This window comes from Mesorhizobium sp. YC-39 (assembly GCF_025753795.1).
Taxonomy (GTDB): domain Bacteria; phylum Pseudomonadota; class Alphaproteobacteria; order Rhizobiales; family Rhizobiaceae; genus Mesorhizobium.
Genome location: NZ_JAOWPS010000002.1, coordinates 886,622 through 911,199, shown reverse-complemented (window position 1 = coordinate 911,199; position 24,578 = coordinate 886,622). Strand labels below are relative to the sequence as shown.

Sequence of the window (24,578 nt, the reverse complement as noted above, 5' to 3'; positions counted from 1 at the left end):
GGGCCTAATGTTGCGATGGGAGGGTGCCATGAAAGCCCAAAGATCGAATTCGCGCGAGAAGATTCTCGCAGCGGCTGCCGATGTTGCCCGGGAATCCGGACCAGGAAGCCTGTCGCTGGATGCGGTTGCCAGTCGTGCCGGCGTGTCGAAGGGTGGCTTGCTGTATAATTTTCCGACCAAGGCAAAGTTGATGCAGGCGCTGGTGGAGGATTACCTGCGCGAGTTCGAGCGGGCGCTGGAGGCCGCACGTACGGCCGGGGCCAGCGGCGAAAGTCTGCTTGCCATCTATATCAAGCTTTCGGCCAGCGATTGCGAGGAGCCGCAACCGTCGGCCTCGTGGATATTTTCGGCGATCGCCGAGGATCCCGATTTCCTGACGCCGATAAAATCGTTCAAGCGGCAGCTCTTCGAGCGACTGAAAGGAGAAACCCCTGATCTCAAGGCGCTGCTGGTCTGCTTTCTCGCCATCGAGGGGCTTCGCAGCATGAACCTCTTCGATTCGGATATCCTTTCGGCTGACGAGCGCGGGCTGCTGATATCGTCCTTGCTGCGGATTGCCGGATAGTCGCCGCGGCCGTCCGGGGAAGGCTCAAGGGGTCGGCAAGCACGTCGAGAACGCCGCATCGACAATGGCAAGCTTGGCGGCCTGGACGGCCATGTATTCCTGGTAGAACTGCTTCGAAACCCACATGACCGAATGCCCCCGCTGGCCCAGCCAGCCGACGCTGCCGAGTTGTTCGGCGTCGCGCAATTTGCGTGAAAGATGGGTCCGGGAAAGCCTGAGCCAGTTGGCGAGGTCTGCGATCGACACCACACTGGTCGGGATCCGGTCGAGACCCGCTTGGTCGGGATCGATGCCGGACATCAGCCAGTCCATGACGATGCCGCCATTGTTGAGCCAGATGAACAGGGAAAAGGTCTGCTTGGGCTCGCGCACCGGCTGAGAAGAAAGCAGGCCGTCCGCCACCAGCGGCTGCAATCTGGCAAGCATGTCGGGTCGGGCGAGGAATGTGGCCAGCCGGCTCCCGCCGTCGAGGCTGTCCAGCGTTTGTAGATGGGCAACGACCCAGCCGGCAAATGTCTTCACTGTTGCCGCCGTGACCTGAAAAGGGCGAGCACGCCCATCCTCATTCGTCGGCAGATACTCGACGACGTGATAGTGCAGCATCTCTTTGATGAAAGCCTCGGCGGTGTTGCGGCTGGCCACCGAATGCTGGCGTATGGCATCGATGAAACGGGCTGCCGTCAATTGCTTGCGATGGTCGCTCGGGTCTCGCCTGAAATGCAAGGCAAGACCGACATGGCCCATCAGCCAACGTTGCTGTGTGGCGAAGACGGAAGCAAGGCGCGGGCTCGCTTCGTAAATCTGGATAAGCGCCAGCGACTGCGCCTGGACACAGAGATGCAACGCCGGATGGCCGACTATGTCTTCAGCGTTCAGAGCTATCTTCCGCCCCCGTGCTCCGGTCAGGCCCATGCGTCCACGGCCCGGCTTGTGGATTTTTGATCCCCTCCATTTCATGGCATCGGCGTTCAGGAATTTCAAATCAGAAACCGCACGACGCGCCATGTGCCCCTGGATACGCAAAAGATCCCGCGGCTTTTTAATGTCGCGTGTGATCTCCAGCGAAGCCGGGATCTCGGACCGATCACGATGAGGTTATCCAGGCAGTTCGTGCCAGTTTGCAGCCTCCAGAGTGCCGCGCACGATCGGTGCCGTCACATAGGGTTCATTGTGCGGACATAGCGTTCCCTCCCGGTTTTTGCTGTAATGCAAGAGGAGTTGGACACGGTGGACGTTGTTTCAAGCGAAGCGGGGATTCCGACCGTTTCGGCCTGCCGGTGTCGACCACCCACGTGTTGTCTTCGGGCGTCGCCGGCACGATGGCGGCCAACGGTTCGGGCCTGCGATGGTCGACGGTGCGCAATCTGCTGCTCGCCTGGGTGCTGACGCTGCCTTGCTCGATTGCGCTCGCATTCGTGCTGTTCATCATCTTCCGCCAAGTGTTCTGAGCGACCACGGCGCGATCAAAGAGACGGCGCCGCTTGCGGCGTCATTTCTGCTTCCAGATGTTTTCAGAGAGTCTGCCGACACTGTGGCGATGCAGGTGGCCTTATTGCAGGATCATCCGATGAAGCCTGACTTCAGGTCGGATCCTCGCGGTGCAGATCGTGGATGGCGACGCCCTCGACATTGGTCGGCAGTGTCAACCATTGGCGATGACGCAGCGTGCGCTGGGTATCCTCAAGCCCCATTTCCCAGTGCTCGCGCATCGAGGTGCCCGAGAATTCATAATCCTTGGCGTGTCCCTCGTAGCCCTTGTGCTGGTAGATCAGGTGGACGATGTTGACCACGCCGGCATTCGAATAGTCCTCGATCAGCTCTTTTTCACCATCATTCAGCAGTTCGGCGGGGACGCGTTTCAGGGCATCTAGCAGCTTCATCTTCAGCGCGTGGATGCGCTGGAAATTATCGGTGTTCTGACGTGTGCGGCTGGAATACATGATGTCCTTGTGCCGTGACAAAACGTCGGCCATGCCACGCGGCAAGGTACCGCGCGCACTGAACAGGTCGACCTGGAAAACCAGCGAAGAGCGGTCCTCCTCCTGGTCGAGCAGATATTGCAGCGGCGTGTTGGAGACGATGCCGCCGTCCCAGTAATATTCGCCCTCGATGCGGACCGCTGGGAAGGCCGGCGGCAGCGCGCCGCTTGCCATGATGTGCTCGGGGCCGATGCGCACCTTCTCGGTATCGAAATAGACGAAGTTGCCGGTCCTGACATTGACCGCGCCGACGCTGAGCCGCTTCTTGCCGTCGTTCAACACGTCGAAGTCGATAAGGCTCTCCAGCGTGTCCTTCAGCTCGGCGGTGTCGTAGAAGGAGGTGGCACCCTCGGCGCCCGGCTGCTCGAACCACGGGTTGGGATTGCGCGGCTTGAAGAAGCCGGGCTGCCCCATGGCCATCGTCATCCATGAGGAGGTGCGGTTGCGGATGTCGCGGTAGATGTCGCCCTCGGGCGTATAGGCCCAGATCTTGCGACCCGAAATCGTCTGCCAGAATTGCTCCAGCCGCTGCAGCCGGCGGCTCGGCTCGTTGCCGGCGATTATAGACGCATTGATGGCGCCGATCGACACGCCGGAAAGCCAGCTCGGCTCGCAGCCGGCCTCGGCCAGCGCCTGGTAGACACCGGCCTGATAGGCGCCCAGCGCCCCGCCGCCCTGGAACACCAGCGCGACGCGGTCATATTGCGCGGAGATTTCCTCGATGGTGGCGGCTGCCACCTTCTTGCTGTTGCGTTCGAGCACGGTTTTGGTCTCCGACATGATTTTCGGGGCGGATCAGCCACGGTCGGAGAGATAGTCGTGAACCACCTCGCCCAGCCCAAGCGTCAGATCGGCGGTGAAGTGAACGGCCGACACGATGTCGAGCACCGGCAGGCGCGCTACGTCGGCCATGACATGAGGCCGCAGGTCAAGCGCCGCCGGCGCGGTCCAGGCCTCCTTCAATGTCACGTCGGTGAGATGGTAGCGCACCAGCTCGCAGATGCGCGGCGTGCCGTCGACATGCGGGATGATCTTGATCAGGAAGTTGGGTGCCGCAAGCGAGGCGAGGATCTGGTCGTGATCGGCCGGCCTGTGCTTGTAGCCCATCGTGCCGGTGGCGCACAGAACGCTGCCATAGTGCAAAGTGCCGACCACCACCTCGCCCTCATGCACGATCTTCGGATTGGCCAGTTTTTTCGGAAAGCCCCATAGCTCGCGGCCGCCGGCGATCGGCGCGTCATCGTCGAGATACATGGAGTGGACATAGGCGCCATGTTCACCATTGTAGCGCACGGGGATGACCTGGCCGGTCTCGGTATAGTCGCCGAAGCCGGTTGAATCAGGCATGCGGATGAATTCGTATTTGACCAGCGGCTCGTCGATCTCCAACGGCGCCGGCACCACCGCCTCGAGCGCTTCGCGCGTCGTGCGGTAGGTGATGATGACATATTCGCGGTCGAAGAAACGATAGGGACCGGGCGGAAATGAGGGGTTAGTGAGCGGCATCGCATAGGCGCGCTTCACGACATCGGCGATTTCCAAACTGTGGCCCCGTTCGCTGAGGAATGACTGCGCGAGCGCGCAACGGCTTATGTTGCACGGCACCATGACAATGCCGTGTCAGCCGTCTGACAGTCCCTCTAAAACGGGCCTGCTGACGCCGTCGCAAGCCTGTAATCGCGCCGACACATGGCTGTGGCATTGTCATGCTGCGGTGCACAAGCCGCCCCTCTTTCCTTTCGTGTTCCCTCCCACCTGTCGCGAGATCATCATGGGTTTCCTGTCCTCCAAGAATGCCCTCGTCACCGGCTCGACCAGCGGCATTGGCCTTGGCATCGCCCGCGCATTTGCCGCCGAAGGCGCCAACATCACCATCAATGGACTGGGCAACGCCGCGGATATCGAGCAGGAGCGCTTGAGCATCGAGAAGGATTTCGGCGTCAAATGCCGCTATTCCGGCGCCAACATGATGGACGGTGCTGCGGTGAGCGCCATGGTGCACGAGGCCGAGAAAGCCTTCGGCAGCCTCGACATACTGGTCAACAATGCAGGCATCCAGCATGTCGCGCCGATCGAGGAATTTCCCGACGACAAATGGGAAGCCATCATCCGCATCAATTTGCTTGCCGCCTTCTACGCGATCAAGGCGGCACTGCCTGGCATGAAGGCGCGCAAATGGGGCCGCATCATCAACACCGCCTCGGCACACGCGCTGGTCGCCTCGCCGTTCAAGTCCGCCTATGTGTCGGCCAAGCACGGCATAGCGGGCCTGACCAAGACGGTGGCGCTGGAGGCGGCACTTGACGGCGTCACCGTCAATGCGATCGCGCCCGGCTATGTCTGGACGCCGCTGGTTGAAAAGCAGATACCCGACACGATGAAGGCGCGCGGCATGACCGAGGAGCAGGTCAAGCGCGATGTGCTGCTGGCGGCACAGCCGACCAAGGAGTTCGTCACTGTCGAGGAGCTTGCGGCGCTGGCGCTGTTCCTGTGCTCGGATTCAGCCAGGCAGATCACCGGAACGACTTTGCCGATGGATGGCGGCTGGACGGCGCAATAAGCGCCGGCACCACGGCCCCGCCATCATTGTCATGGCCGGACTTCCAACGTATTGCCGACCCATGCCACGCCGGTTGTTCGCGCAACCGGCGTGAGGTGCAGTGATACGCCAATGGGTGAAGCATGAGCGAAATCAGGGTGGAGCGTCTCAGCAAGCGGTTCAACGAAACCGCCGCGCTTGACGCCGTTTCGCTGGACTTCGCGGCGGGCTCCTTCACCGCACTGCTCGGCCCGTCCGGGTGCGGCAAGACCACGATGCTGAGGCTGATCGCCGGCTTCGAGGCGCCCAGCGAAGGCCGCGTGTTGTTTGGCGAGGCATTGATGGCCGATCCGCAGCGGCAAGTGCCGCCGGAAGCGCGCGGCGTCGGGGTCGTCTTCCAGTCCTATGCGCTTTGGCCACATATGGATGTCGCGGCGAATATCGCCTATCCGCTGAAGGCCCGGCATGTCGAACGGGGCGCAATAGCCGGCCGTGTCGGCGCTGTTCTCGACATTGTCGGGCTCACCGGTTTCGAAAGCCGCCGCATCGAGGAATTGTCCGGCGGCCAACGTCAGCGCGTGGCGCTGGCACGCTGCCTGGTCGCCGACGCCAGGATCATCCTGTTCGACGAACCGCTCGCCAATCTCGACATGCATCTGCGCGCCTCCATGGTCGATGCGTTTCGCGACATCCATCGCCGCACCGGGGCCACCATCGTCTATGTCACCCACGACCAGGCCGAAGCCTTGGCATTGGCCGACCGGGTCGCCATCATGAGCCAAGGCAAGGTGCTGCAGGCGGCGGCGCCGCAGGAAGTCTACCGCGCGCCCGCCAATGCGACGATCGCCGGCTTTGTCGGCCGTGGGTCCATCATTGCGGGAATGGTGACCGATCCCGCCGGGAATACCGCGACGGTCGACGTAGCAGGGCATCGTCTCATGGCGCGAAGTGCCGGGGCATCCGTGGGACCGGCCAAGATCCTGCTGCGGCCGGAAGCGCTGCGGATTTCATCCGCAGGCATGCCGGCCATTGTGCTCGACAGCATCTATCGCGGCCCGGTCCACGAGATCAGGCTGGCACTCTCGGCATCGGAACAAGAGGCACGGCAGGAACTGCTGATCGATAGTACCGAGGCTCTGACGGTTGGCCAAAAAGTGCACGTCGCAGTCTCGGACGCGTGGATCATCCCCAGCACCTAGGTCCGCTATCGCCAGGGCAATACGCCCGCTGGGAGCCGCCGTCCGAACCGGTCGAGCACCAGCAGCAGGACGACGACAACGGCGATCGTGGAAACGGCGATCGCCGCGGCCTGCGTTCCGAGACCCGCTTCCTCGAGGCTGAACAGCACCACGCCCAGCGTTTCGTTACCGCTCGACCAGAGCAGAGCGGAAACCGTCAGTTCGTTGAAGGCGCTCATGAAGACGAGCAGACCGCCCGCCACCGCCGCGGGTGCCGCGAGCGGCGCGGTTATCGTCATTAGCCGGCGAAGGGCCCCGGCTCCCGACACCGAAGCTGCCTCGTCGAGATCGCGCGAAATCTGTCCGACAGCGGTCGCCACCGGCTTCAGGGCAAGCGTGAAAAACCGCATCATGTAGGCGATCACGATGATCGAAGCCGTTGCATAGAGGCTGCCGATCAGCGGCAGCGGGCGCAGGAAGAGGAGGATACAGGCGATGGCCAGGACGACGCCGGGGACGGTATAGGGCAGATCGACGATGCCGCCGAGGATGCGTTGCCAGCGCCGGCCGAACCGTTCGAGCACTGTGGTCACCGGAATGACGCCGATGGCGAGGACAAGGGCTGCACCGCCGGCAAAAAGAATGGAGTTGCGAAAGGCGCGAACGGTCGAGGCCTGCCGGACCAGAACCTCGGCGTAGTTGGACGCGGTCACCGTCTGCCAGCCAAGCGGCACGCCGAAGGATGGGACGAGCGACGTCGCCAGCAGCGCGCAGGCCGGAAGCACAAGGATGAAGCCGATCACCAGCCAGCCAAGGCCGGCGAGCGGCACGCGGTAGCGCCCAAGCTCGAAACGCGCCGGCGTGCCGGCGGTGAAGCGGTGCGCGGCGCCGCGCAGGGCCAGCGACTGGCAGGCGACACCGGCCAGCGCCAGCACCCCGACCAATACCGACAGCGCCGCGATCTGCGGCAGCACGCCGGGGCCGAAGCTCGACAGGTCCTGATAGATCAGCGTCGGCAGTGTCAGATAGTTGACCGGCATTCCGAGCAGAGCCGGGATGCCGAAATTGCCGACGCCCGAGACGAAGGCGAGCGCGGCCGCGGCCACGATATACGGACGCACCACCGGCAGGACGATGGTCCACAGCACGGGTAGCGGCCTGGCGCCGGAGGCCCTGGCCGCCTCGACCAGATCGCGCGGAATCCGGGCAAGCCCGGCGCGCAGCGTAATGAACACGATCGGCGCGTGCTGGACGGCGTAAAGCAGGATGATGCCGCTGCGGCCGAGCATCGGATTGGGCGTGCCTGGCGGCGGCGCCATGCCGGCCATGCCGAGAAGCGTGCTGGACGGGCCGAACAGATGCAGCCACGACAGAGCGGTGACCTGCGGCGCGATCATCAGCGGCAACAGCAACAGGAAGCTAAGCACCTTTCGTCCGGGCAGGTCCGTCATGGTGACGGCAACGGCAAAGGGGGCGCCGAGGCAGAGCGCCAGCACAGCGCCGAAAAAAGCGGTGTCCAGCGTGTGCCACATCGCCCGCAACGCGGCCGGCTTGGCCAGGCGTTCGGCAAATGCGCTGAAGTCGAGCTCGCCGCCCGGCGCGATGGCCGCGATGACGAGCCTGACCATCGGCAGCAGGCTGAGCAGCACGATCACCAGCAGGACGGCGAGCGCTGACGCGCGGAACCCGGGCGTGGTCCGCGACATGTGCCCGCGTCGCGCCGACACACGCTGCCCGGAGAGGATGTCCTGCGCGGACGACACCGCTGGCTGCCCGGCCCAGCTACTGGCTCATCACGGCGCCGAACTTTTCCTTGTTGGCGGCGTCGTTGGCGAGGGCGGCGGCGGCATCGTAGCCCAGCACCTTGATCGACGAACGGTCGGGATAGCCGGCCGGCAAGGCGACATCGGCGCGCGCCGGAATGTAACCCATCCTGGCGGCGACTTCCTGGCCGTCCCTGGACAGCAGGAAGTCGACGAACGCCTTGGCAGCCTCGGTGTCCTTGGCCGTGGACAGGATGGCGACCGGCTCGGTGACGGCCGAAACGCCCTCCTTGGGGAAGACGAACTCGACGGGAGCGCCCTTGGCCTTCTCGCGAATGGGCATGTAGTCGACGATCATGCCGAACAGCTTGTCGCCGCCGCTGACCGCTTTCAGCACGTCGCCATTGCCGCCGCTTGCCTGGGCGCCGTTCTTGGCCAGCGCGTTGTAATAGTCCCAACCCTCCGGCAAATTGCCGGTCAGCGTCACGGTGTGGATCATCGCGGCACCCGAGGTCAGCGGGCTCGGCATCGCGACAAGGCCCTTGGCCTCCGGCCTGGTGAGGTCTTCCCAGCTCGACGGCACGAAGGGCGCCTTGGTGTTGTAGACGATGCCGGTGGTGATCAGCTTGGTCGAGAAATAGGTCTTGTCCTTGTCGTAGAGAGCGGCGTCGATGCCGGAGACATCGGCCTCGGGAAAGCTGAGCAGCCGGCCTTCCTTCTTCAAGCCTTCCATGGTCACGACATCGGCGATCAACAGCACATCGGCCTGCGGCTGGCCGGCCTCGATCTCGGCACGCAGCTTGGCCAGGATCTTCGGCGTTCCATCGCGCACCCATTCGACCTTGATGCCGGGGTTCTTCGCCATGAAGGCATCGACGGTCTGCTGGGCGTCGGTGTTGGGCTGGCTGGTATAGAGGACAAGCTTGCCGTCGGCGGCCGAAGCGCCTCCGATGGCGGATGCCAGCAACATGGCGGCGAGAACGATCTTGCGCATGAAAAACCCCACTTGGTGTGAAGAGACGGTTTTAGTGTGAAGAGACCGGTCCGGCTGAGCACCGGATGCGGGAACGCTCTCCCTATCGCTGTGGGATAAACCTATTGTGACAGGCGGAGTCGACAAGGATTGACGGATTCCGACAGGTCCAATGTGCCGCTCGGGGGGAACTTTTGTTCTGGTAACGATTTTGGATATATGATGGAAAACCGAACGGCCAGAAGGGCTTTGCCGATGACGACAAAACGCTTTGCGATCCGCGCGCTCGCTCTCGCGATAGGCTGTAGCCTATCCGCCTCCGCCTTCGCGGGCGACAAGCACCGCGACCACAGGGTTCAATCCGAACGCTACGTTCCCGCCGAAGGCGATATAATCGACGTCTTGTTCGGCGGCCCGCGCTATTATGACCAGCAGTTGTTCACCACCGCTGCCGGAGCCTGTTCCTATCATCGGACGGGACCGGACGCGAACGCGCTGAACAAGATCAACGATCACCATTGCGGGAAGTAGCGGGTACCCTCAGCGGCCGCCAGTCTCCTTCATCTGCTCGATGATCTCCGCCATCAGCGCCAGGTCGCGGCGCGAATCGCCCAGGTCCGTCAGTGGCTTCGTGCCGTCCGTGATGTGGCGGTGGAAAATCTCAAGTTCGTTCGAGAAGGCATCACCATAGAGCGGCCCGAATGTCCTGGTCACCGGGCCGAGCGGTCCGGCCTCCGTCACTTCGAGCCGTGTTGGCAGGCTGCGGATGTAGGGCGTGTCGTAGATGATGCGGACCCGTCTGGTGTTCGAGCGTACCTCGATCATGGCGTCGAACAGGCCGAGATCGTCGACGACGGCGTCGTAGAGGCAGGCGAAGTGGCCATAGTCGAAGGTGACGCTGGTGTTGGCGCCGCCATTGGTGCGATACGCCGCCACCACGCGTTTCGGCTCGCCGAGCAGGCCGCGCATCGCCGAAAGATGGTGCGAAGAGAGCGCGGTGAGACCGCGATAGGCGCGCACCAGGTCCGCCGGCGCATCGCTGCCCACCACTTCGCGGATCAATGCATCGCGCTCCTTAGCACCACGTTCGAGCAGCGCCGGGTCGATATCCCTGGGATAGAGGATGTTCTGGCTTTTCTTCAGGAAATGCCGGCCTTCGGAGATCAGGTCGAAGATGCGGACATGGGTGATGTCGGCGAAGGCGGGCAGTTCGTCCTTCGCCGCCAAATAGGCCGGTGCATAGCGGCGCATGTAGCCGACGAAGATCGTCTTGGCGTAATTCGTGGTCAGCGCCAGCAATTCGTCGATCTCGCGCACCGTCAGGCAAGCGGGCTTTTCCAGGAGGATGTGCTTGTCGGCTGCTACGGCGACTTGGACGAAACGGCTGTGGGTGTCGTCGGATGACAGCACGAAAACCGCGTCGATGTCGGGCGACTTGATCAGCGCCTCGGCCGTTTCGAAGGCCTTGGCGGTCGGGTACTCGGATTTGCACAATGCCACCAGGCTTGGCGAGACGTCGTAGACGCCCGCTATCACCCAGCGGTCGCGCTGGTCGGCTAATACAGGCAGATGGATCGACTGCGCGACCTCGCCGAGACCCACAAGTCCGACACGGATTACCGCCACTCGCAAACTCCTTTTTGTACCAATCAATTCGTGACAGGCCGGCCGGATCGGCAGCTTCTAGGCCGCGCCGGTGACAAGCGCGACGAGTTCGTTGCCGGTGGTTTCAGACGAACGTACCGTCGCCACCATCCGTCCCGCCCGCATCACCCAGATCTGGTCGGACAGGCGCCGCACCTGATCGAAATTGTGGCTGACCAGGATGACGCTGACTTCCTGTTCGCGAAGGCGGCGGATCAGCGCCTCGACATTGCCGGTTTCCTGTACGCCGAGCGCCGCCGTCGGCTCGTCCATCACCACCAGCTTGGCGCCGGAGCCAGCGGCGCGGCAGATCGAGATCGCCTGCCGCTGTCCGCCCGACAGGCGCCGCACGCGCTGGTTGACCGAAGGCATGTTGATCGACAGGCGCGACAGCATGGCGCGCGCCTGCTCTCGCATCGCCTTGCGGTCGAGCAGGGCGATCGGGCCGATCCGGCGCACGATCTCGCGGTTGAGGAACAGGTTCTGCGCCACGGTCAGTTCGTCGATCAACGCCAGGTTCTGGTGCACCGTCTCGATGCCGGCCTTGCGCGCCTCGTCGGGATTGGCGAAGGGACGCGGCCGTCCGTCGAAGAAGATCTCGCCGCCATCTGGCACATGGACGCCGACCAGGCAGCGGATCAGCGTCGACTTGCCGGCGCCGTTGTCGCCGATCACCGCCGTGACCTCGCCGCGGCGGGCCTGGAAGGCGACGTCGGTGAAGGCGCGGATGCCGCCGAAATGCTTGCTCAATCCTTCGCAGGCGAGGATCGCGTCGGACGAGGGGATGTGATGGGTGGCGCTCATTTCTGGTACCGCATGATCAGGGCGGCCAGCACCACGATGGCGCCCACGGCAAGCGGTTGGTAGAAGGCCGAAACGCTGAGCAGGGTCAGCCCGTTGACCAGCGCGGTGAGCATCAGCGCGCCGATCGCCGGCCCGAGAATGCTAGCGCGGCCGCCGAACAGGCTGACGCCGCCGAGAACCACCGCCGCTACCGAATTTAGCAGAAGGCTGGTGTTGATCAGCGGCTCGGCCGAGCCGATGCGCGCCACCAGAAGCAGCGAGGCGATGCCGGCGCAGAAGCCCGAAATCGTATAGGCGGCGATCTTGACACGATTGGTGCGGATGCCGAGCGCGCCGGCGCTTTCGACCTGGCCGCCGGTGGCCAGGAGATGCACGCCAAAGCGGGTATGATAGAGCGCGATATGCGCGACGATGACGGCCGCGATCGCCACCCAGACGGGATAGCCGAACGGTCCGAACGAGCCGGAGGCGAGCTTGAGCAGAAACGTCGAGCCGACCATCGTCGGCTCGCCGCCTGACAGGATCAGGCCGAGCCCGGTGATGCCCGAGAGCGTGCCGAGCGTCACCACGAAGTCGGGAATTTTGCCGGCGGTGATGAGGACGCCGTTGAGGAAACCCACCGCGCTGGTGGCAAGAACAGCCAGCACGCAAGCGAGGAAAATGCCCCAGCCGGCGGCGTTGACGAGACCGAGGATGATGGCGCCCAACATGACCGCGGCAGCCAGCGAGAGGTCGATGCCGGCGGTCGCCACGACGAAGGTCTGGCCGATAGACAGCACGACCAGGATCGCCGCCGCGAGCAGCAGGGCCTGCAAATTGGCGATGCTGAGAAAGACCGGCTGGGCGATGCCGAAGACGATGACGAGGCCGACGAGGCCGACGACCGATGCCCAGTCGGCCCAGAAGGAAGGATCCAGGAGGAGAGCCGACAGGGAGGGGCGGCTCTCCTCCGCCGCGCCCGCGGTCTGCACGGGCGCGTTTTGTTCAGGAGTGCTCACTTCAACATCTCGCGGAAGGGATCGGGATAGTCGCCGCCGGGGGCCGGGAAGTTCTTCAGCGAGGCTTCGGCATTGTCCTTGTTGATCAAGAGCACCGGCGCCGGCACATTGGCGGGCAGTTCCTTGCCCTTGGCGGCCACGGCGCAAGCTTCGACGCCCATGGCGCCGACGACATAGGGATACTGGGCGACGGTGGCGGTGAGTTCGCCGGCGGCGATCGATTTCAGCGCGTCGACGATGCCGTCGAGGCCGATCACCTTGACGTCCTTGCCCGAGGTCTGCACGGCGCGTTCGACGCCGAGCGCCATGATGTCGTTGGCGGCGAAGAAACCGGCGAGATCAGGGTGCGCGGCGAGGATGTCGGTGGCGGCGGTCAGGGCCTTTTCGCGGTCCCAATCGGCGCTGACCATGACCACGACTTCGAGCTTGCCTTCAACGGCCTGCTTGAAGCCCTTGATGCGGGCATTGGAGCCGACGTCGCCGACGATGCCAGCGACCAGCGCCACCTTGGAGCCGGCAGGCACCAGCTTCAGCATCTCCTCGCCGGCCAGCGCGCCGGCGGCGACGTTGTCGGTGCCGATATAGGTCGAGATGGCGAAGCCCGCCGCCTTGGCCTGCTCGGCGTCGATAGTGCTGTCGATGTTGACGATCGGCTTCTTCTTCTGGGCGACCGGCACCAGCGCCTGGACAAGGTTGGAGACGCTGATCGGATTGACCAGGTAGCAATCGAAATCCTGCATGGCCATGGCGGTCAGGCGATCGGCCTGCCCGGTCGCGTCGCCCATGTTGGCGGCAGCCTGGACCGTGACGTTGACGCCGTCGGCCTTGGCCTGGTCCTCGATGCCCTTCTGCATGGTCTGGAAGAACGGATTGTCGAGGCCCTTGACGATGGCCGCGACCTTCGCCGCGTCCTCGGCATGGGCCGGCATTGAAATCACGGTTGCAAACAGACCTGCGCCAAGCGTCAGGCAATTGAACATGCGCATGCTTCGTCCTCCTCCTAATTGTTGGTTGCGTTGTATCTGGCCCGTTTCTCGACGGCCGGAATGCCTGTGCGGGGCGCGGCAATGGCTAGCCCGGCGCTTGCGATGGCAAGCCGCCGACCAATCATCGGCCGCCATGCGGCACGCAGGTTGAAGGCCTGGTTCGGGCCACTTTTCGTATCAGGCATTTCTCCTCCCAGAGCGCTGACCCACACAGGCCAGCATTTCCGCATGTTTTATAAAAATTTAACACGCGTCAAGATTTAAAATGGTGTGCAGTGGCTTTTGATGTGCTGCAGCGCAGCACATCAATGCCAATGGAGGGGGTTGATTCAAGCGGAACGCAAAGGCGCCAGCGCCGGCCCATTCATGCGAAACAGGTGGCAAACCGACGGCGCGATGTCGAGGGCGATCGGGCTGTGCAGCGGCGTGGTGTCGCTACCTTCGGCCTGCACCACCAGCGTGATGTCTGGCGTGACCTCGACATGAAAAATGGTCAGGCCGCCCAGCCGTTCGGCCAGCGTGGCCTGTCCCTTGAAGCGGCCATCGGCTGAGATGCGCAGATGCTCCGGCCGCATGCCGAGCAGCAGTTCGTCGCCGGCCTTGACCGCGCCCGCCTCGACCGGCACGGTCAGCGTCTGGCCGCCTGGCAAAGTGACAGTGACGCCTTCGGGTCCGACCGATGCCACTTTCAGCTGCAAAAGGTTCATCTTCGGCGAGCCGATGAAGCCGGCGACGAAGATGTTGGCCGGCCTGTTGTAGAGGTCGAGCGGCGAGCCGACTTGCTCGATCGAGCCGTTGTTCAGCACGACGATCTTGTCGGCCATGGTCATGGCCTCGATCTGGTCGTGGGTGACGTAGATCATCGTTGCATTGAGTTGCTCGTGCAGCCGCATCAGCTCGAGCCGCATGCTGACACGCAAGGCAGCGTCGAGATTGGACAGCGGCTCGTCGAACAGGAACACTTTGGGATTGCGCACGATGGCGCGGCCAATGGCGACGCGCTGACGCTGGCCGCCGGACAGCGCCTTCGGCCGCCGGTCGAGGAGATGCGAGAGCTGCAGCACATCGGCCGCCTCCTTCACCTTGCGGTGCTTTTCGGTGGCGGATACGCCGGCGATCTTCAGCGCAAAGCCCATATTCTCGGCCACTGTCATGTGCGGATAGAGCGCGTAGGACTGGAACACCATGGCCAGCCCACGCTCGGACGGATCGATGTCGTTGGCGCGCACGCCATCGATCAGAAGGTCGCCGGCACTGATCCTTTCCAGTCCGGCGATCATGCGCAACAATGTGGACTTGCCGCAGCCGGACGGGCCTACGAAGACCACGAATTCACGATCCTCGACATCGAGGTCGATCCCCTTGATGATCTCGACCGATCCGTAGGATTTGCGCGCGCCGCGCAGCTTGAGTTCAGCCATGGCTTGCCTCCCTGGCATCGGCACGCTTGCTCGCACCATTATCTTCGTCTTGCGCCATCGCCAGCGGCGCGCCCGGTTCGCCCTCCCACAAGATCATGCTTGCCGCGCCGATCAGGCCTGCCCGGTCGCCGAGCTCCGCCGGCACGATCGGCACGTCGCGATAGGCCGGCATCGCTCGCTGCTCGACGGTGGCCCTGATTCCTGGCCCCAGGAGGTCGAAGCCGTTGGCGAGGCCGCCGCCCATGACGATCAGGTCCGGCGAATAGAGATGGAGCAGGTTGGTGAAGCCGATGCCGAGCCACTTCGCCTCGGCGTCGACTAGTTCGAGCGCACTGACATCACCGGCGCGCGCTGCCTCGACGACATGCCTGGCCGAGACGTCGCCATCGCCGGAAAGGCGCCTGAGCAGGGAACCGTCACCCGGCGCCGTCAGCCGCGTGGCGCGGCGTCCAAGCGCGGTGCCGGAGGCGACGGCTTCGAAGCAGCCGACGGCGCCGCAGAAACAGCGGTCGCCCTCACCGGTGATGGTCATGTGGCCGATCTCGGCCGCCAGCCCGCGCCGGCCGTGATAGATATGGCCGTCGGCAACCACGCCGCCGCCAATGCCGGTCGACACGGTGACGAACACCAGCGAGCCGCTGCCACGGCCGGCGCCGAAGCGCCATTCGCCGAGAGCCGCCGCATTGGCGTCGTTCTCCAGCCGCACCGGCAGGCCGAATTGCCGGCTAAGAATGTCGATCAACGGCACGTCGTGCCAGCCGGCCAGCGTCGGCGGCCCGATGACAATCCCCGCTTTGGGATCGAGTGGCCCAGGTGCGCACATGCCGATGCCGGCGACCTTTGCCTGCGGGTGCTCCGCCAGCAAGGTTCCTGCCAGGGCAACAATCTGGCCGATCACTGCCTCCGATCCCGCACCAGCCATCGTCGGCGCCGAAACGCGGGCGGCAACGCGGCCGCCGCGCTCGACCAGCGCGCCACGCAACTCAGTGCCGCCGAGATCGAAGGCAAGCGCGAGTTTTGTCATCAGGCGGCGACCTTCAGCCCATGCAGCCAGGCCATGCGTTGCGCAAGGTCCGGGTCGCCGAAAGCCAGCGATCCGAGCACCACCGTCTCGGCGCCGGCGGCGCGCAGGCGCGGCACCGTCTCGTGGCGGATGCCGCCATCGGCGGCGAGGATGATATCGGCTTCGCGCCCTGCCTTTTTCATCAGCGCGCGCGCTTCGATCAGGCGGTCGCAGGCCTGTTCGGACAGGTTCTGGCCCTTGACGCCGATCGAGGTGCCGAGCAGCGTCACGAATGCCACTTGCGACAGGAACGGCGTGACCGCCACGACCGGCGTTTCCAGCCTGAGCACGACGCCGGCCTCGGCGCCGAGCGCATGCGCCAGCCGCACGGCGCGCAAGCCTGCCTCGCCGTTTTCGGCGTGCACGCTGATCAGGTCGGCGCCGGCCTCAATGAACTGGCGCGTCTGTTCCTCGACGATCTCGGCTTCGACCATCAGATGGACATGGATCGGCCTTGTCGTCAGCTTGGCGATCCGCGCCACCAGATCGGGAAAGAACAGGAAGCCGGGGGTGAAACGGGCATCGGCGACGTCGATGTGATGCAGGTCGACGTAAGCGTCGATGCGCTTCAAGTCGCGCTCCATATTGGCAAGGTCCGCCGACCACAGCGAAAACTCGCCGAGCAGTCGGTTGCGCGGCAGGGCGGCGATGGCAGCGGGGCCGGACAGGGATTTGGTCGTCATGATGGGATAAGGCTCCGGAAATTGGCATGGGCATGAAGGAAGGCGGTGATCTCAGCCTGCAACTCGACGAAATGTCTGGCGCCGTCGAGGGCCTTGGAAGGGATTTCGGCAAATGTCGCGCCGGGAATAGTGGCGGCTAATTTGTGGGCAGCCGACAAGGGATGCACCGCATCCATGGCATTGCCGACGACCAATGCGGGCATGCCGAGAGTAGCGACGTCGCTTTCTGAAACTCCCGGCCCGTCGGCGGAGATGTCGGCCAGAATCTGCACGAACGATGCCGAATCCGGCCGGTCGAAAAAACCCAGCAGCGAAGCGAGATTGTCGGGCGCCTCACGCTTGAGGCGCGCGGCTGTCCGCGATTGCGCGAAGATCGTTCTCGCTTTGTCAGGGCCATGGTCGAGGATCAGGCTGGCGACCTCGGCGTTCGGTCGCATGTTTGCCGGCGCGCTGCCGAAAATCCAGGCTGGACGCACGAGCAGCAGGCCGGCCACGCGGTCCGGATGGCGGCAGGCGAGGCGCAAGGCGATCGCAGCGCCCATGGAAATGCCGCCGGCGACGAAACGGTCGAGCCCGGCCTGATCTGCGGCGGCCAGGACATCGTCGGCGAACATGCTCATGGAAAACGGCCGGATTACGCCCAGCCCGGAGGCGCCATGCCCACGGCATTCCAGGGTGAGGCGCCGGACGCCGGCGCCGGCGGGGAAAGCCTGGACGACCTGCGCCTCGCTGCCGCCCAACCCGTGCTGGAACACGACCGCCAGCCCGTCGCCCGTGTCGGAAACCCGCAGCGTGGCGTCATCGCGGAGCAAGGTGGTCGAGCCTGCCATCACACTAGCCCTTTCAGGAAACGGGCAACGCCAGGCGCTTCCTCGGCCAAAAGCCCGTGCGTCACCAGCGGCCCGTCAAAGCCTGACGCTTTGAGCCGTACGACGAAATCCGCAAAATCGACGACGCCACGGCCGGCAGTGGCAAAGCGGCCGTCGGCGAAGCGGTCCTTGGCATGCGCCATGGCGACATGGCCGGCTGTACGTTCGATCGCGTCGGCAACGATGGCGCGCGCGTCCTCAGCATTCGCCTGCTCGAACAGGTTTGCCGGATCGAGCACGATGCGCAGCCGCTTCGAGCTCATTTCGGCAATGAGCCGCACCGCGTCCGCCGCCGAGGTGACGATGTTGGCCTGCTCGGGTTCGATGCCGAGATCGACGCCGTGACGTTCCGCCAACTCAAGCGCCTTTTCCATCTCGGCCGCCATGTCGGCCCACGCCGAGGGATTGGCGTTATCCGGATGGTACGCCCATTGGTCGTTTGCGTTGCGCGTTCCGGTGCAGAGCGTAACCAGCGGAACCGAGAGATCCGCCGCGGCTTCAATGACAACGGCCAGCCGGCGCAGGCCGTCATCGCGCACCGCTTTGTCGGGATGCGCCATATTGTAGGTGCCCGACAGCGCCACCAGGGTAACGCCGGAGGTATCGGACGCGGCCGCGATGGAACGTATGGTATCGCCTGGAACCGCGTTCGGCATCGAGGGCAGGCTGGCGCAGGCAAGGTTGAACTGGGTAACGGCAAATCCGGCGTCGCGCACCGCCGCGAGCACATCGGCCGGTTCGCTGCCCGGGAAGGTCTTGGCGAACACCCCGATTTGCATCAGACCGCTCCCGTCACGCTGGCGATCTCGACGCGCTCACCGCTCTCGGCCGAGCGGGCGATCGCCACCATGGCGCGGATCGAGGCAAGGCCGTCCTCGACATTGGCGCCGCGCATCGGCTTGCCATCAAGGACTGTCTCGGCGAGACCTTCGAGCTGGCGCCTGAAGAAGTGCCCGTCAGCGCCGAGCGGCCTGCGCGATGTCGCATCCTTTTCGTGAAAAATGTCGACCTCGCTCGCCCGGAAGTACCAGGGATTGAAGGTCCTGGCGATCACCGAGCCGTTCTCGCCATAGAGCTGAAAACCCTCGTGCCAGTCCATGCGGACGGCGACGGTGAGGTCGAGATGGCCAAGCGCGCCATTGGCGAATTCGGTTTCGACGAACCAGCAATAGGCGCCGAAACGCTCGTTGAGGCGCGCGCGTACAGCAAGGATCTCGCCGCACAGGAAGCGTGCCGTGTCGACCAGATGCGAGCCGTGCGCCAGCATGAAATATTGCCTGAGATCAGCCTTCGGGTTGCCGGCTGGTTTTCTTGCCAGCTTGCTGGTGACCGGCAGCGGCTGCACCGCGTCGGTGTTGGTGTAGCGATGGGTGGAATCGCAATACCAGGCCTTCAGCGCCAGGATCTCGCCCATCTCGTCGCGGACGAAATCGCGCGCCGCTTCCAGCGCCGGGTCGAAGCGCTTCATATGGCCGACCTGTAGCACCTTGCCGGAGCGCCTGACCGCGTCGGCGAGTTTTTGGCCCTCTTCGACCGAGACGCCGATCGGCTTCTCGCACAAAACGTGCTTGCCGGCTTCCAGTGCCTTGATCGACATCGGCACGTGATAGGCGTCCGAGGTGGCGACAATCACCGCCTCCAGTTGCGGGTCGGCCAGCATCTCGTCGTAGTCGCCGTACATCTTCTCAGGCTCATAGGTCGCGCCCATGCGCGCCAGCAGATCGGGAGCGGCATCGCAGATCGCATAGAGATCGGCGTTGACCGCCTTCACGCAGGATTCCAGATGGGCGAATTGCGCGATCGGCCCGCAGCCGAGCACACCGACACGAAGGCGACGGTCTTGCTTGCGGATCATGGTCTACGCCCCGTAGCCGCGCATGGTCTGGCGGTTGGTCTTGACCGCAGCGGCCGGATCGGCGGCGGCAGTCTCGGATTCCTCCTCCAGCACGAGCCAGCCGTTGAAGTTGGGCGCGGCACTGGCGATCTCGATCACCTTTGGCGTGTCGCAGACGCCTTTGCCAAGCATTGCCCAGGTGCCGTTCGCATCGACGTCCTTCAGATGCACGTAGCGGATGCGGTCGCGATAGGTGGCGAGCGTGTCCGCCATATCAGTGTGGCCGCGCAATATGTGGCCGGTGTCTGGCACCCAGCCGATCAACGACGGGTCGATCAGCCCAAAAATCCGGTCGTAGTCGGCGCGGTCGAAGAGCAGGGTGTTGTGGTGGGAGCTCGGATGGACGGCGACATCAACGCCGGCCTTGCGCCCGAGCTCGCCAGCCTTGTTGTAGAATTCCGCCGCAATCGCGAACTTGTCGTCGCGCGGGCCGTCGGACACGACGGTGGCCGAGCCGATGGAGACGAGAGCGCCGGGAAATGCGGACGCGAAATCGATCCATCGCTGCGCGGTTTCCAGGTCGGAGCCGACCTTCTCCTTCAGCGTGAAGCCGCTCTTCGAGCCGAAGGCGAATGACACCAGGGCAAGGCCGGACGACTTCAGTGCCGCGGCGAATTCCGCCGGCCTGTCGGCATAACGGCCGATCATCGTGTCGGTGATCTCGATGCCGGCATAGCCGCCGTCGGCGATCGCCTTGAGCAGGTCGTTCGGACCGCCGGTAAAACGGTCCCCAAGCATTTCCCAGGTAAAGGTCTGGCAGCCGACTTTCAGGTCTTTCACGATCGTCCTTTCATTCCTTGATGCCACCTTGGGTCAGCCCTTCGATGATGTGGCGCTGGAAGAACAGCACCAGCACGATCAAAGGAACGGTAACGACCGCCGATGCGGCGGCGATGTCGCCCCAGGGCACGTAATAGAGGTTGGTGAAGTTGGCGATGCCGACAGGGATCGTCTGGCGATCGATGTTGGAGGTGAAGGCGAGCGCAAACAGGAACTCGTTCCAGGCGGTGATGAAGGCGAGCAGGCCTGTCGTCACCAGGCTCGGCAGCGACATCGGCAGGATGATGTGCCAGAGCAGGCCGGGAATGCTGACACCGTCCATGCGCGCCGCCTCGTCGATCTCGCGTGGCAGCGTCTCGAAATAGCCGAACAGCACCCAGGTGACCAGCGGCAGGCCGAGCGCCAGATAGGTGATGATCAATGCGGTGTAGGTATCGAGCAGGCCGAGATTGGTGGCGACCAGATAGAGCGGCCCGACCAGCGCGATCTGCGGGAACATCGACACCGAAAGGATGACCATCAGGATGCCGAAGCGGCCCTTGACGTTGAGCCTGGACAACGCGAAGGCGGCCAGCGATCCGACGAAGAGGCACAGGAACGTCGTCGCCAGCGAGACCACCAGCGAGTTCCAGACATAGCGGTGAAGCTCTTTCTCGACGAAGGCGTTGTAATAGTGTTCGAGCGTGAACGGGTCGGGGATCAGCGACGGCGAACCAGAGGTCAGCGCCTTGTCGAGCTGGAACGAGGTCGAGAACTGCCAGATGAACGGGCCGCCCGACCAGACGAGGATCAGCAGCGCGCCGAGATAGATGACGATGGTCTGCAGCGGTGAGCGCGTGTCGTTCATTGCGCCCTCCGGATCTGCCGCATGAGATAAAGGACAAAGACCAGCGCGATGATGCCCTCGGTGACGAACATGGCTGTCGAGACGGCCGAACCGTAGCCGAATTGCAGTGTCGAGAAGAGCACCTTGTAGGACAGCGTCGACAGCGTCTCGGTCGAATCGGCCGGGCCGCCGCCGGTCAGCACATAGACGAGGTCGAAGACGCGGAACGCGTCGAGCGCACGGAACAGGCCGGCAATCAGCAAGGTCGGCATCAACAGCGGCAAGCGGATGTGCCAGAAGGTGATCCAGCCCTTGGCGCCATCCATGCGCGCCGCCTCGATCAGCGAATTGGGCACCGTCTGCAGGCCGGTCAACAGCAGCAGCGCCATGAAGGGCGTGGTCTTCCAGACATCGGCGATGATGATGGTGGTCATCGCGGTGTCGGGAGAGCCGTACCAGTTGATGTTCTGGTCGATCAGCCCGGCATGAAGGAGAATGTAATTGATGATGCCGTTCTGGCCGTCGAACAGCCAGCCGAACATTTTCGAGGTGACGACGGTCGGCATCGCCCAGGGAACCAGCATGGCCGCGCGGACGAGCCCGCGGCCTTTAAAAGCCTCGCACAGGATGAGCGCCATGCCGAGCCCGATCACCGTCTCCAGGATCGTCGATGCCGCGGTGAACCACATTGTGTGCCACCAGGCATTCCAGAACTGCGCGTCGCCCCAGAGCTGCACATAGTTGGCGAAGCCGGAGAATTCGTTCTCCTGGGTGATCAGCGAGGTGTTGGTGAGCGAGAGGTAGAGCCCGTTGACGATCGGATAGAAGGAAACCGACGCCAGCGACACGAAGGCCGGCGTCAGCAGGAGCCAGGCCCAGACGGGGCCCGGAAGCCGCGGCCGGCCAATGCCGGGAACAGTGGCCGCCGCGGACATTGGTTAGCCGACGATCTTGTTGATCTGGTCGGAAAGCGCGTCCATCTCGGCCTGGACATTGCCAGAGACCAGCGCCTTGGAGATGCCGGACTGGAGCGCGAGCGTCACCTTGGCGTATTCGGGCGTGATCGGCCGCGCCGTGGCGCCGGTGAACACTTTCTCGAGGCTCGCCATGAAAGGCTGTTCCTTCTTGATCTGTTCGTCCTGGAACAATGCCGGGCGCGTCGGCGCGAGGCCGAAATTCAGCGCGATGCGGTGCTGGGTTTCGGTCGACGACAGCCAAGTCAAGAGTTCGATAGCGGCCTCGCGCTGCTTGGAGTTGGCGTTGACGCCGAGTTGGTAGCCGCCGAGGCAGGCCGCACTCTTGCCGCCGGGGAAGGACGGCAATGGTGCTACGCCGACCTTGTCGACCACCTGCGAGGCCTTGGCGTCCTGGGCGATCGGATAGACATAGGACCAGTTGCGCATGAACATCGCCTTGCCCGACGTGAAGGGTTGGCGCGACGGTTCCTCGTCCCAGGACAGCACGTCCTGCGGGCTGATCTTGGTCTTGGCAATGGTGTCGTGAAGGAACTGGATCGCTTCGACGGCCGCCTTCTGGTTGATCTGCGACGACTTGCCGTCGGGGGCAAGGATCGCGCCATTGTTGGAGGTGATGATCTCGACCGCGTCGCAGACCAGAACTTCGGCCTGCTTGCCCTGCCAGAGATAGCCGAAATCGACATCCCCGGCTTTCTGCGCCGCGGCGGCGATGGTCGCCATGTCGGCCCAGTTGTCCGGCACCTTGCCGCCATGCTTCTCCAGCACGTCCTTGCGGTAATAGAACATGCCCGAATCCATGAACCAGGGAAGGGCGGTCAGCTTGCCGCCATAGGTACAGGCGTTGAGGGTGCCGGTGAAGTAGGCGCTACGCTTGTCCGCCGGAAAATACTCGTCTAGTGGCAGCGCCCAGCCGGCGGCGGCAAAGCCGGCGATCCAGATCACGTCCTGGCTGAATACGTCAGGCGTACCGGTGCGGCGGGCGAGCTGCTGGACGAGGCCCTGATAGACCTCCGTCGAGGAGCTCGGCGGTGGCAGCTCAATGTTCTTGACCAGAACGCGGTCTTGCGATTCGTTGAAGACCTTGATCAGGTCGCCGAAGGTTTCCTTGCCGAAAAAGGCGGCACTGGCAAAGCTGATTTCGGCACGCGACTGAGCGCGAGCCCGGCGAACGCCGAGACCAGTACCGATGCCGAGTGCCGCCGCTCCCAGCAATCCGGCGCTGCCAATGAGAAACTGCCGGCGGTCAGCGATGGTCACATGCGCAACAGGCTTCGAGCCGGAGACCGGCCCTTTTTTCATGTCAGTCATTTTCTCCTCCTTGAGGCTGGCAGCCTCCCGATGTTGCGCCAGCATTTCCGCATGTTCCATAAAAATTTTACGCGCGTCAAGATTTAAAATATTGTATAGCGGCTTCCGACTATGATCCGTTGCCGGTGTGATAGGTCGGACAGGACATTGCAGCGTTGGGAGGTTAAAGCGAAAATGCACGGAAAATCAGTGGCTAAACTCGGCATTGGCGTTGTCGGATGCGGCAACATCTCGATGACTTATTTGCGCAATGCCGCGCTGTTCGGTGGGGTCGAGCTGCGCGCCTGCGCCGACATTTCGGCCGACATGGCCGCGCTCCGCGCCAAGGAATACGGCATCCGCGCCGCCAGCGTCGATGGGCTGCTGGCCGATCCGGAGATCGACCTTGTGCTCAACCTGACCATTCCGGCGGCGCATTTCGACATTTCGGTTTCGGCGCTTTCGGCGGGCAAGCACGTCTTCACCGAAAAACCGCTGGCAACCTCGGCCGCCGACGGCAAGCGCCTCGTCACGGAGGCGGCGAAGCGCGGGCTGCTGCTTGGCTCGGCCCCGGACACCTTCCTCGGCGCCGCCGGGCGGCGGGCGCGCCGCTTGATGGACGAAGGCGCGATCGGCAAGCCGGTGACCGGCACCGCCTTCATGATGGGGCGCGGCATGGAGCACTGGCATCCCAATCCGCAATTTTACTACCAGCCCGGCGGCGGCCCGGTCTTCGACATGGGGCCCTACTACCTGACCATGCTCGTCAATTTGCTCGGGCCGGTTGCCCGCGTGATGGCGATGGCGACGCGTGGCCAGGAAGAGCGGCTGATCACCGCCGAAGGTCCCTTCAAGAACACCAGCTTCAAGGTCGGCACGCCGACCAACATCCTGTCGCTGCTCGAGTTCCGCTCGGGCGCCACCGTCACCTTCGGCGCCTCGTGGGACGTCTTCAAGCACTCCAACCACCCGATCGAACTGCACGGCACGGAAGGCTCGCTGCGCCTGCCCGACCCCGATACGTTCGGCGGCACCGTCTCGCTGTCAGAGCGCGGCGCCGACTGGGCGGACTTCGCCAGCGAGGCCGAGCTCTACGGCGCACGCAACTGGCCTTTCGCCACGCCTGACCGCGCCAACTACCGTATGCTCGGCGTCGCCGACCTTTCGCGGGCGCTGGCGACGGGCAGGAAGCCGCGTGCCTCCGGCGAGCTTGCGCTGCATGTGCTGGAGATCATGGAGGCGATCCTGGCTTCGGGCGAAAGCCGCGAATCGGTCGCCGTCAATGGAACGGTCGACCAGCCGCCGCTGCTTGGCGAAGACGAGGCGGCGAGCCTGCTTGCCTGAGGTCG

General features: G+C 64.0%; 25 protein-coding genes and 1 pseudogene. 6 read left to right on the top strand and 20 right to left on the bottom strand.

Features of this window, described 5'->3' with window-relative positions; all coding sequences use genetic code 11:
• The first annotated feature begins 28 nt into the window (after positions 1-28).
• Complete coding sequence (locus OHD62_RS13865) at positions 29-565, top strand: TetR/AcrR family transcriptional regulator (RefSeq protein WP_263783342.1); 537 nt, start codon at positions 29-31, stop codon at positions 563-565.
• A gap of 24 nt (positions 566-589) precedes the next feature.
• Here OHD62_RS13865 and OHD62_RS13860 read toward each other — a convergent pair whose 3' ends face one another.
• The gene (locus OHD62_RS13860; RefSeq protein WP_263783340.1) at positions 590-1,477 is read right to left on the bottom strand and encodes a hypothetical protein; all 888 of its coding nucleotides are present in this window, start codon (positions 1,475-1,477) and stop codon (positions 590-592) included.
• A gap of 338 nt (positions 1,478-1,815) precedes the next feature.
• Between OHD62_RS13860 and OHD62_RS13855 the strand changes: the two are divergent.
• Positions 1,816-2,013, top strand: a pseudogene (locus OHD62_RS13855) (inorganic phosphate transporter); the annotation flags it as partial.
• 132 nt (positions 2,014-2,145) lie between these two features.
• On the opposite strand, the gene OHD62_RS13850 reads toward OHD62_RS13855, so the two are convergent.
• Both OHD62_RS13850 and OHD62_RS13845 read right to left on the bottom strand, forming a co-directional pair.
• Positions 2,146-3,306, bottom strand: a complete 1,161-nt coding sequence (locus OHD62_RS13850) for a patatin-like phospholipase family protein (protein WP_263783878.1) — start codon at positions 3,304-3,306, stop codon at positions 2,146-2,148.
• Between the two features lie 33 nt (positions 3,307-3,339).
• Positions 3,340-4,086 (bottom strand): acetoacetate decarboxylase, encoded by a 747-nt coding sequence (locus OHD62_RS13845; RefSeq protein ID WP_263783339.1) that lies wholly within the window; start codon positions 4,084-4,086, stop codon positions 3,340-3,342.
• A 229-nt stretch (positions 4,087-4,315) separates the two neighbouring features.
• Here OHD62_RS13845 and OHD62_RS13840 point away from each other — a divergent pair, with 229 nt between their 5' ends.
• Positions 4,316-5,104: a 3-hydroxybutyrate dehydrogenase gene (locus OHD62_RS13840; RefSeq protein WP_263783338.1), complete on the top strand. Its 789-nt coding sequence runs from the start codon at positions 4,316-4,318 to the stop codon at positions 5,102-5,104.
• Positions 5,105-5,226: 122 nt separating this feature from the next.
• Complete coding sequence (locus tag OHD62_RS13835) at positions 5,227-6,282, top strand: ABC transporter ATP-binding protein (RefSeq protein WP_263783337.1); 1,056 nt, start codon at positions 5,227-5,229, stop codon at positions 6,280-6,282.
• Positions 6,283-6,287: 5 nt separating this feature from the next.
• Here OHD62_RS13835 and OHD62_RS13830 read toward each other — a convergent pair whose 3' ends face one another.
• Both OHD62_RS13830 and OHD62_RS13825 read right to left on the bottom strand, forming a co-directional pair.
• Positions 6,288-7,967 carry an ABC transporter permease gene (locus OHD62_RS13830; protein ID WP_263783336.1) on the bottom strand — a complete coding sequence of 560 codons (1,680 nt, stop codon included), beginning with the start codon at positions 7,965-7,967 and terminating at the stop codon, positions 6,288-6,290.
• A 76-nt stretch (positions 7,968-8,043) separates the two neighbouring features.
• A complete protein-coding gene (locus OHD62_RS13825) occupies positions 8,044-9,018 on the bottom strand; it encodes an ABC transporter substrate-binding protein (RefSeq protein WP_263783335.1) in 975 nt (324 codons plus the stop codon).
• Between the two features lie 234 nt (positions 9,019-9,252).
• Between OHD62_RS13825 and OHD62_RS13820 the strand changes: the two genes are divergently transcribed.
• Positions 9,253-9,528 carry a hypothetical protein gene (locus OHD62_RS13820; RefSeq protein WP_263783334.1) on the top strand — a complete coding sequence of 92 codons (276 nt, stop codon included), beginning with the start codon at positions 9,253-9,255 and terminating at the stop codon, positions 9,526-9,528.
• Positions 9,529-9,537: 9 nt separating this feature from the next.
• Here the strand turns inward: OHD62_RS13820 and OHD62_RS13815 are convergent, their stop codons facing one another.
• From OHD62_RS13815 to OHD62_RS13745, 15 genes are all read right to left on the bottom strand, one after another.
• The gene (locus OHD62_RS13815; RefSeq protein WP_263783333.1) at positions 9,538-10,623 is read right to left on the bottom strand and encodes a Gfo/Idh/MocA family protein; all 1,086 of its coding nucleotides are present in this window, start codon (positions 10,621-10,623) and stop codon (positions 9,538-9,540) included.
• Positions 10,624-10,680: 57 nt separating this feature from the next.
• A complete protein-coding gene (locus tag OHD62_RS13810) occupies positions 10,681-11,445 on the bottom strand; it encodes an ATP-binding cassette domain-containing protein (protein ID WP_263783332.1) in 765 nt (254 codons plus the stop codon).
• On the bottom strand, positions 11,442-12,443 hold the full coding sequence (locus OHD62_RS13805; RefSeq protein ID WP_263783331.1) for an ABC transporter permease: 1,002 nt from the start codon (positions 12,441-12,443) through the stop codon (positions 11,442-11,444). Before OHD62_RS13805 ends, OHD62_RS13810 begins: the two co-directional genes overlap by 4 nt.
• Positions 12,440-13,429 carry a substrate-binding domain-containing protein gene (locus OHD62_RS13800; RefSeq protein WP_263783330.1) on the bottom strand — a complete coding sequence of 330 codons (990 nt, stop codon included), beginning with the start codon at positions 13,427-13,429 and terminating at the stop codon, positions 12,440-12,442. Before OHD62_RS13800 ends, OHD62_RS13805 begins: the two co-directional genes overlap by 4 nt.
• 14 nt (positions 13,430-13,443) lie before the next feature.
• Positions 13,444-13,614 carry a hypothetical protein gene (locus OHD62_RS13795; protein WP_263783329.1) on the bottom strand — a complete coding sequence of 57 codons (171 nt, stop codon included), beginning with the start codon at positions 13,612-13,614 and terminating at the stop codon, positions 13,444-13,446.
• 144 nt (positions 13,615-13,758) lie between these two features.
• Complete coding sequence (locus OHD62_RS13790) at positions 13,759-14,850, bottom strand: ABC transporter ATP-binding protein (RefSeq protein WP_263783328.1); 1,092 nt, start codon at positions 14,848-14,850, stop codon at positions 13,759-13,761.
• Entirely contained in the window at positions 14,843-15,874 is a 1,032-nt protein-coding gene (locus OHD62_RS13785) for an ROK family protein (protein ID WP_263783326.1), read from the bottom strand. The genes OHD62_RS13790 and OHD62_RS13785 overlap by 8 nt, the downstream gene beginning before the upstream one ends.
• Positions 15,874-16,596 (bottom strand): ribulose-phosphate 3-epimerase, encoded by a 723-nt coding sequence (locus OHD62_RS13780; RefSeq protein ID WP_263783325.1) that lies wholly within the window; start codon positions 16,594-16,596, stop codon positions 15,874-15,876. The genes OHD62_RS13785 and OHD62_RS13780 overlap by 1 nt, the downstream gene beginning before the upstream one ends.
• Entirely contained in the window at positions 16,593-17,426 is an 834-nt protein-coding gene (locus OHD62_RS13775; protein ID WP_263783323.1) for an alpha/beta fold hydrolase, read from the bottom strand. The genes OHD62_RS13780 and OHD62_RS13775 overlap by 4 nt, the downstream gene beginning before the upstream one ends.
• Positions 17,426-18,244, bottom strand: a complete 819-nt coding sequence (locus OHD62_RS13770) for a sugar phosphate isomerase/epimerase family protein (protein ID WP_263783322.1) — start codon at positions 18,242-18,244, stop codon at positions 17,426-17,428. Before OHD62_RS13770 ends, OHD62_RS13775 begins: the two co-directional genes overlap by 1 nt.
• A complete protein-coding gene (locus OHD62_RS13765) occupies positions 18,244-19,320 on the bottom strand; it encodes a Gfo/Idh/MocA family protein (RefSeq protein ID WP_263783321.1) in 1,077 nt (358 codons plus the stop codon). The genes OHD62_RS13770 and OHD62_RS13765 overlap by 1 nt, the downstream gene beginning before the upstream one ends.
• 3 nt (positions 19,321-19,323) lie before the next feature.
• Positions 19,324-20,097 (bottom strand): sugar phosphate isomerase/epimerase family protein, encoded by a 774-nt coding sequence (locus tag OHD62_RS13760; protein ID WP_263783877.1) that lies wholly within the window; start codon positions 20,095-20,097, stop codon positions 19,324-19,326.
• Between the two features lie 52 nt (positions 20,098-20,149).
• A complete protein-coding gene (locus tag OHD62_RS13755) occupies positions 20,150-20,986 on the bottom strand; it encodes a carbohydrate ABC transporter permease (protein ID WP_263783320.1) in 837 nt (278 codons plus the stop codon).
• A complete protein-coding gene (locus OHD62_RS13750; RefSeq protein WP_263783319.1) occupies positions 20,983-21,900 on the bottom strand; it encodes a carbohydrate ABC transporter permease in 918 nt (305 codons plus the stop codon). The genes OHD62_RS13755 and OHD62_RS13750 overlap by 4 nt, the downstream gene beginning before the upstream one ends.
• 3 nt (positions 21,901-21,903) lie before the next feature.
• Positions 21,904-23,250 (bottom strand): ABC transporter substrate-binding protein, encoded by a 1,347-nt coding sequence (locus tag OHD62_RS13745; RefSeq protein WP_263783317.1) that lies wholly within the window; start codon positions 23,248-23,250, stop codon positions 21,904-21,906.
• A 174-nt stretch (positions 23,251-23,424) separates the two neighbouring features.
• On the opposite strand from OHD62_RS13745, the gene OHD62_RS13740 reads away from it, so the two are divergent.
• Positions 23,425-24,573 carry a Gfo/Idh/MocA family protein gene (locus tag OHD62_RS13740; RefSeq protein WP_263783316.1) on the top strand — a complete coding sequence of 383 codons (1,149 nt, stop codon included), beginning with the start codon at positions 23,425-23,427 and terminating at the stop codon, positions 24,571-24,573.
• Positions 24,574-24,578 lie beyond the last annotated feature (5 nt).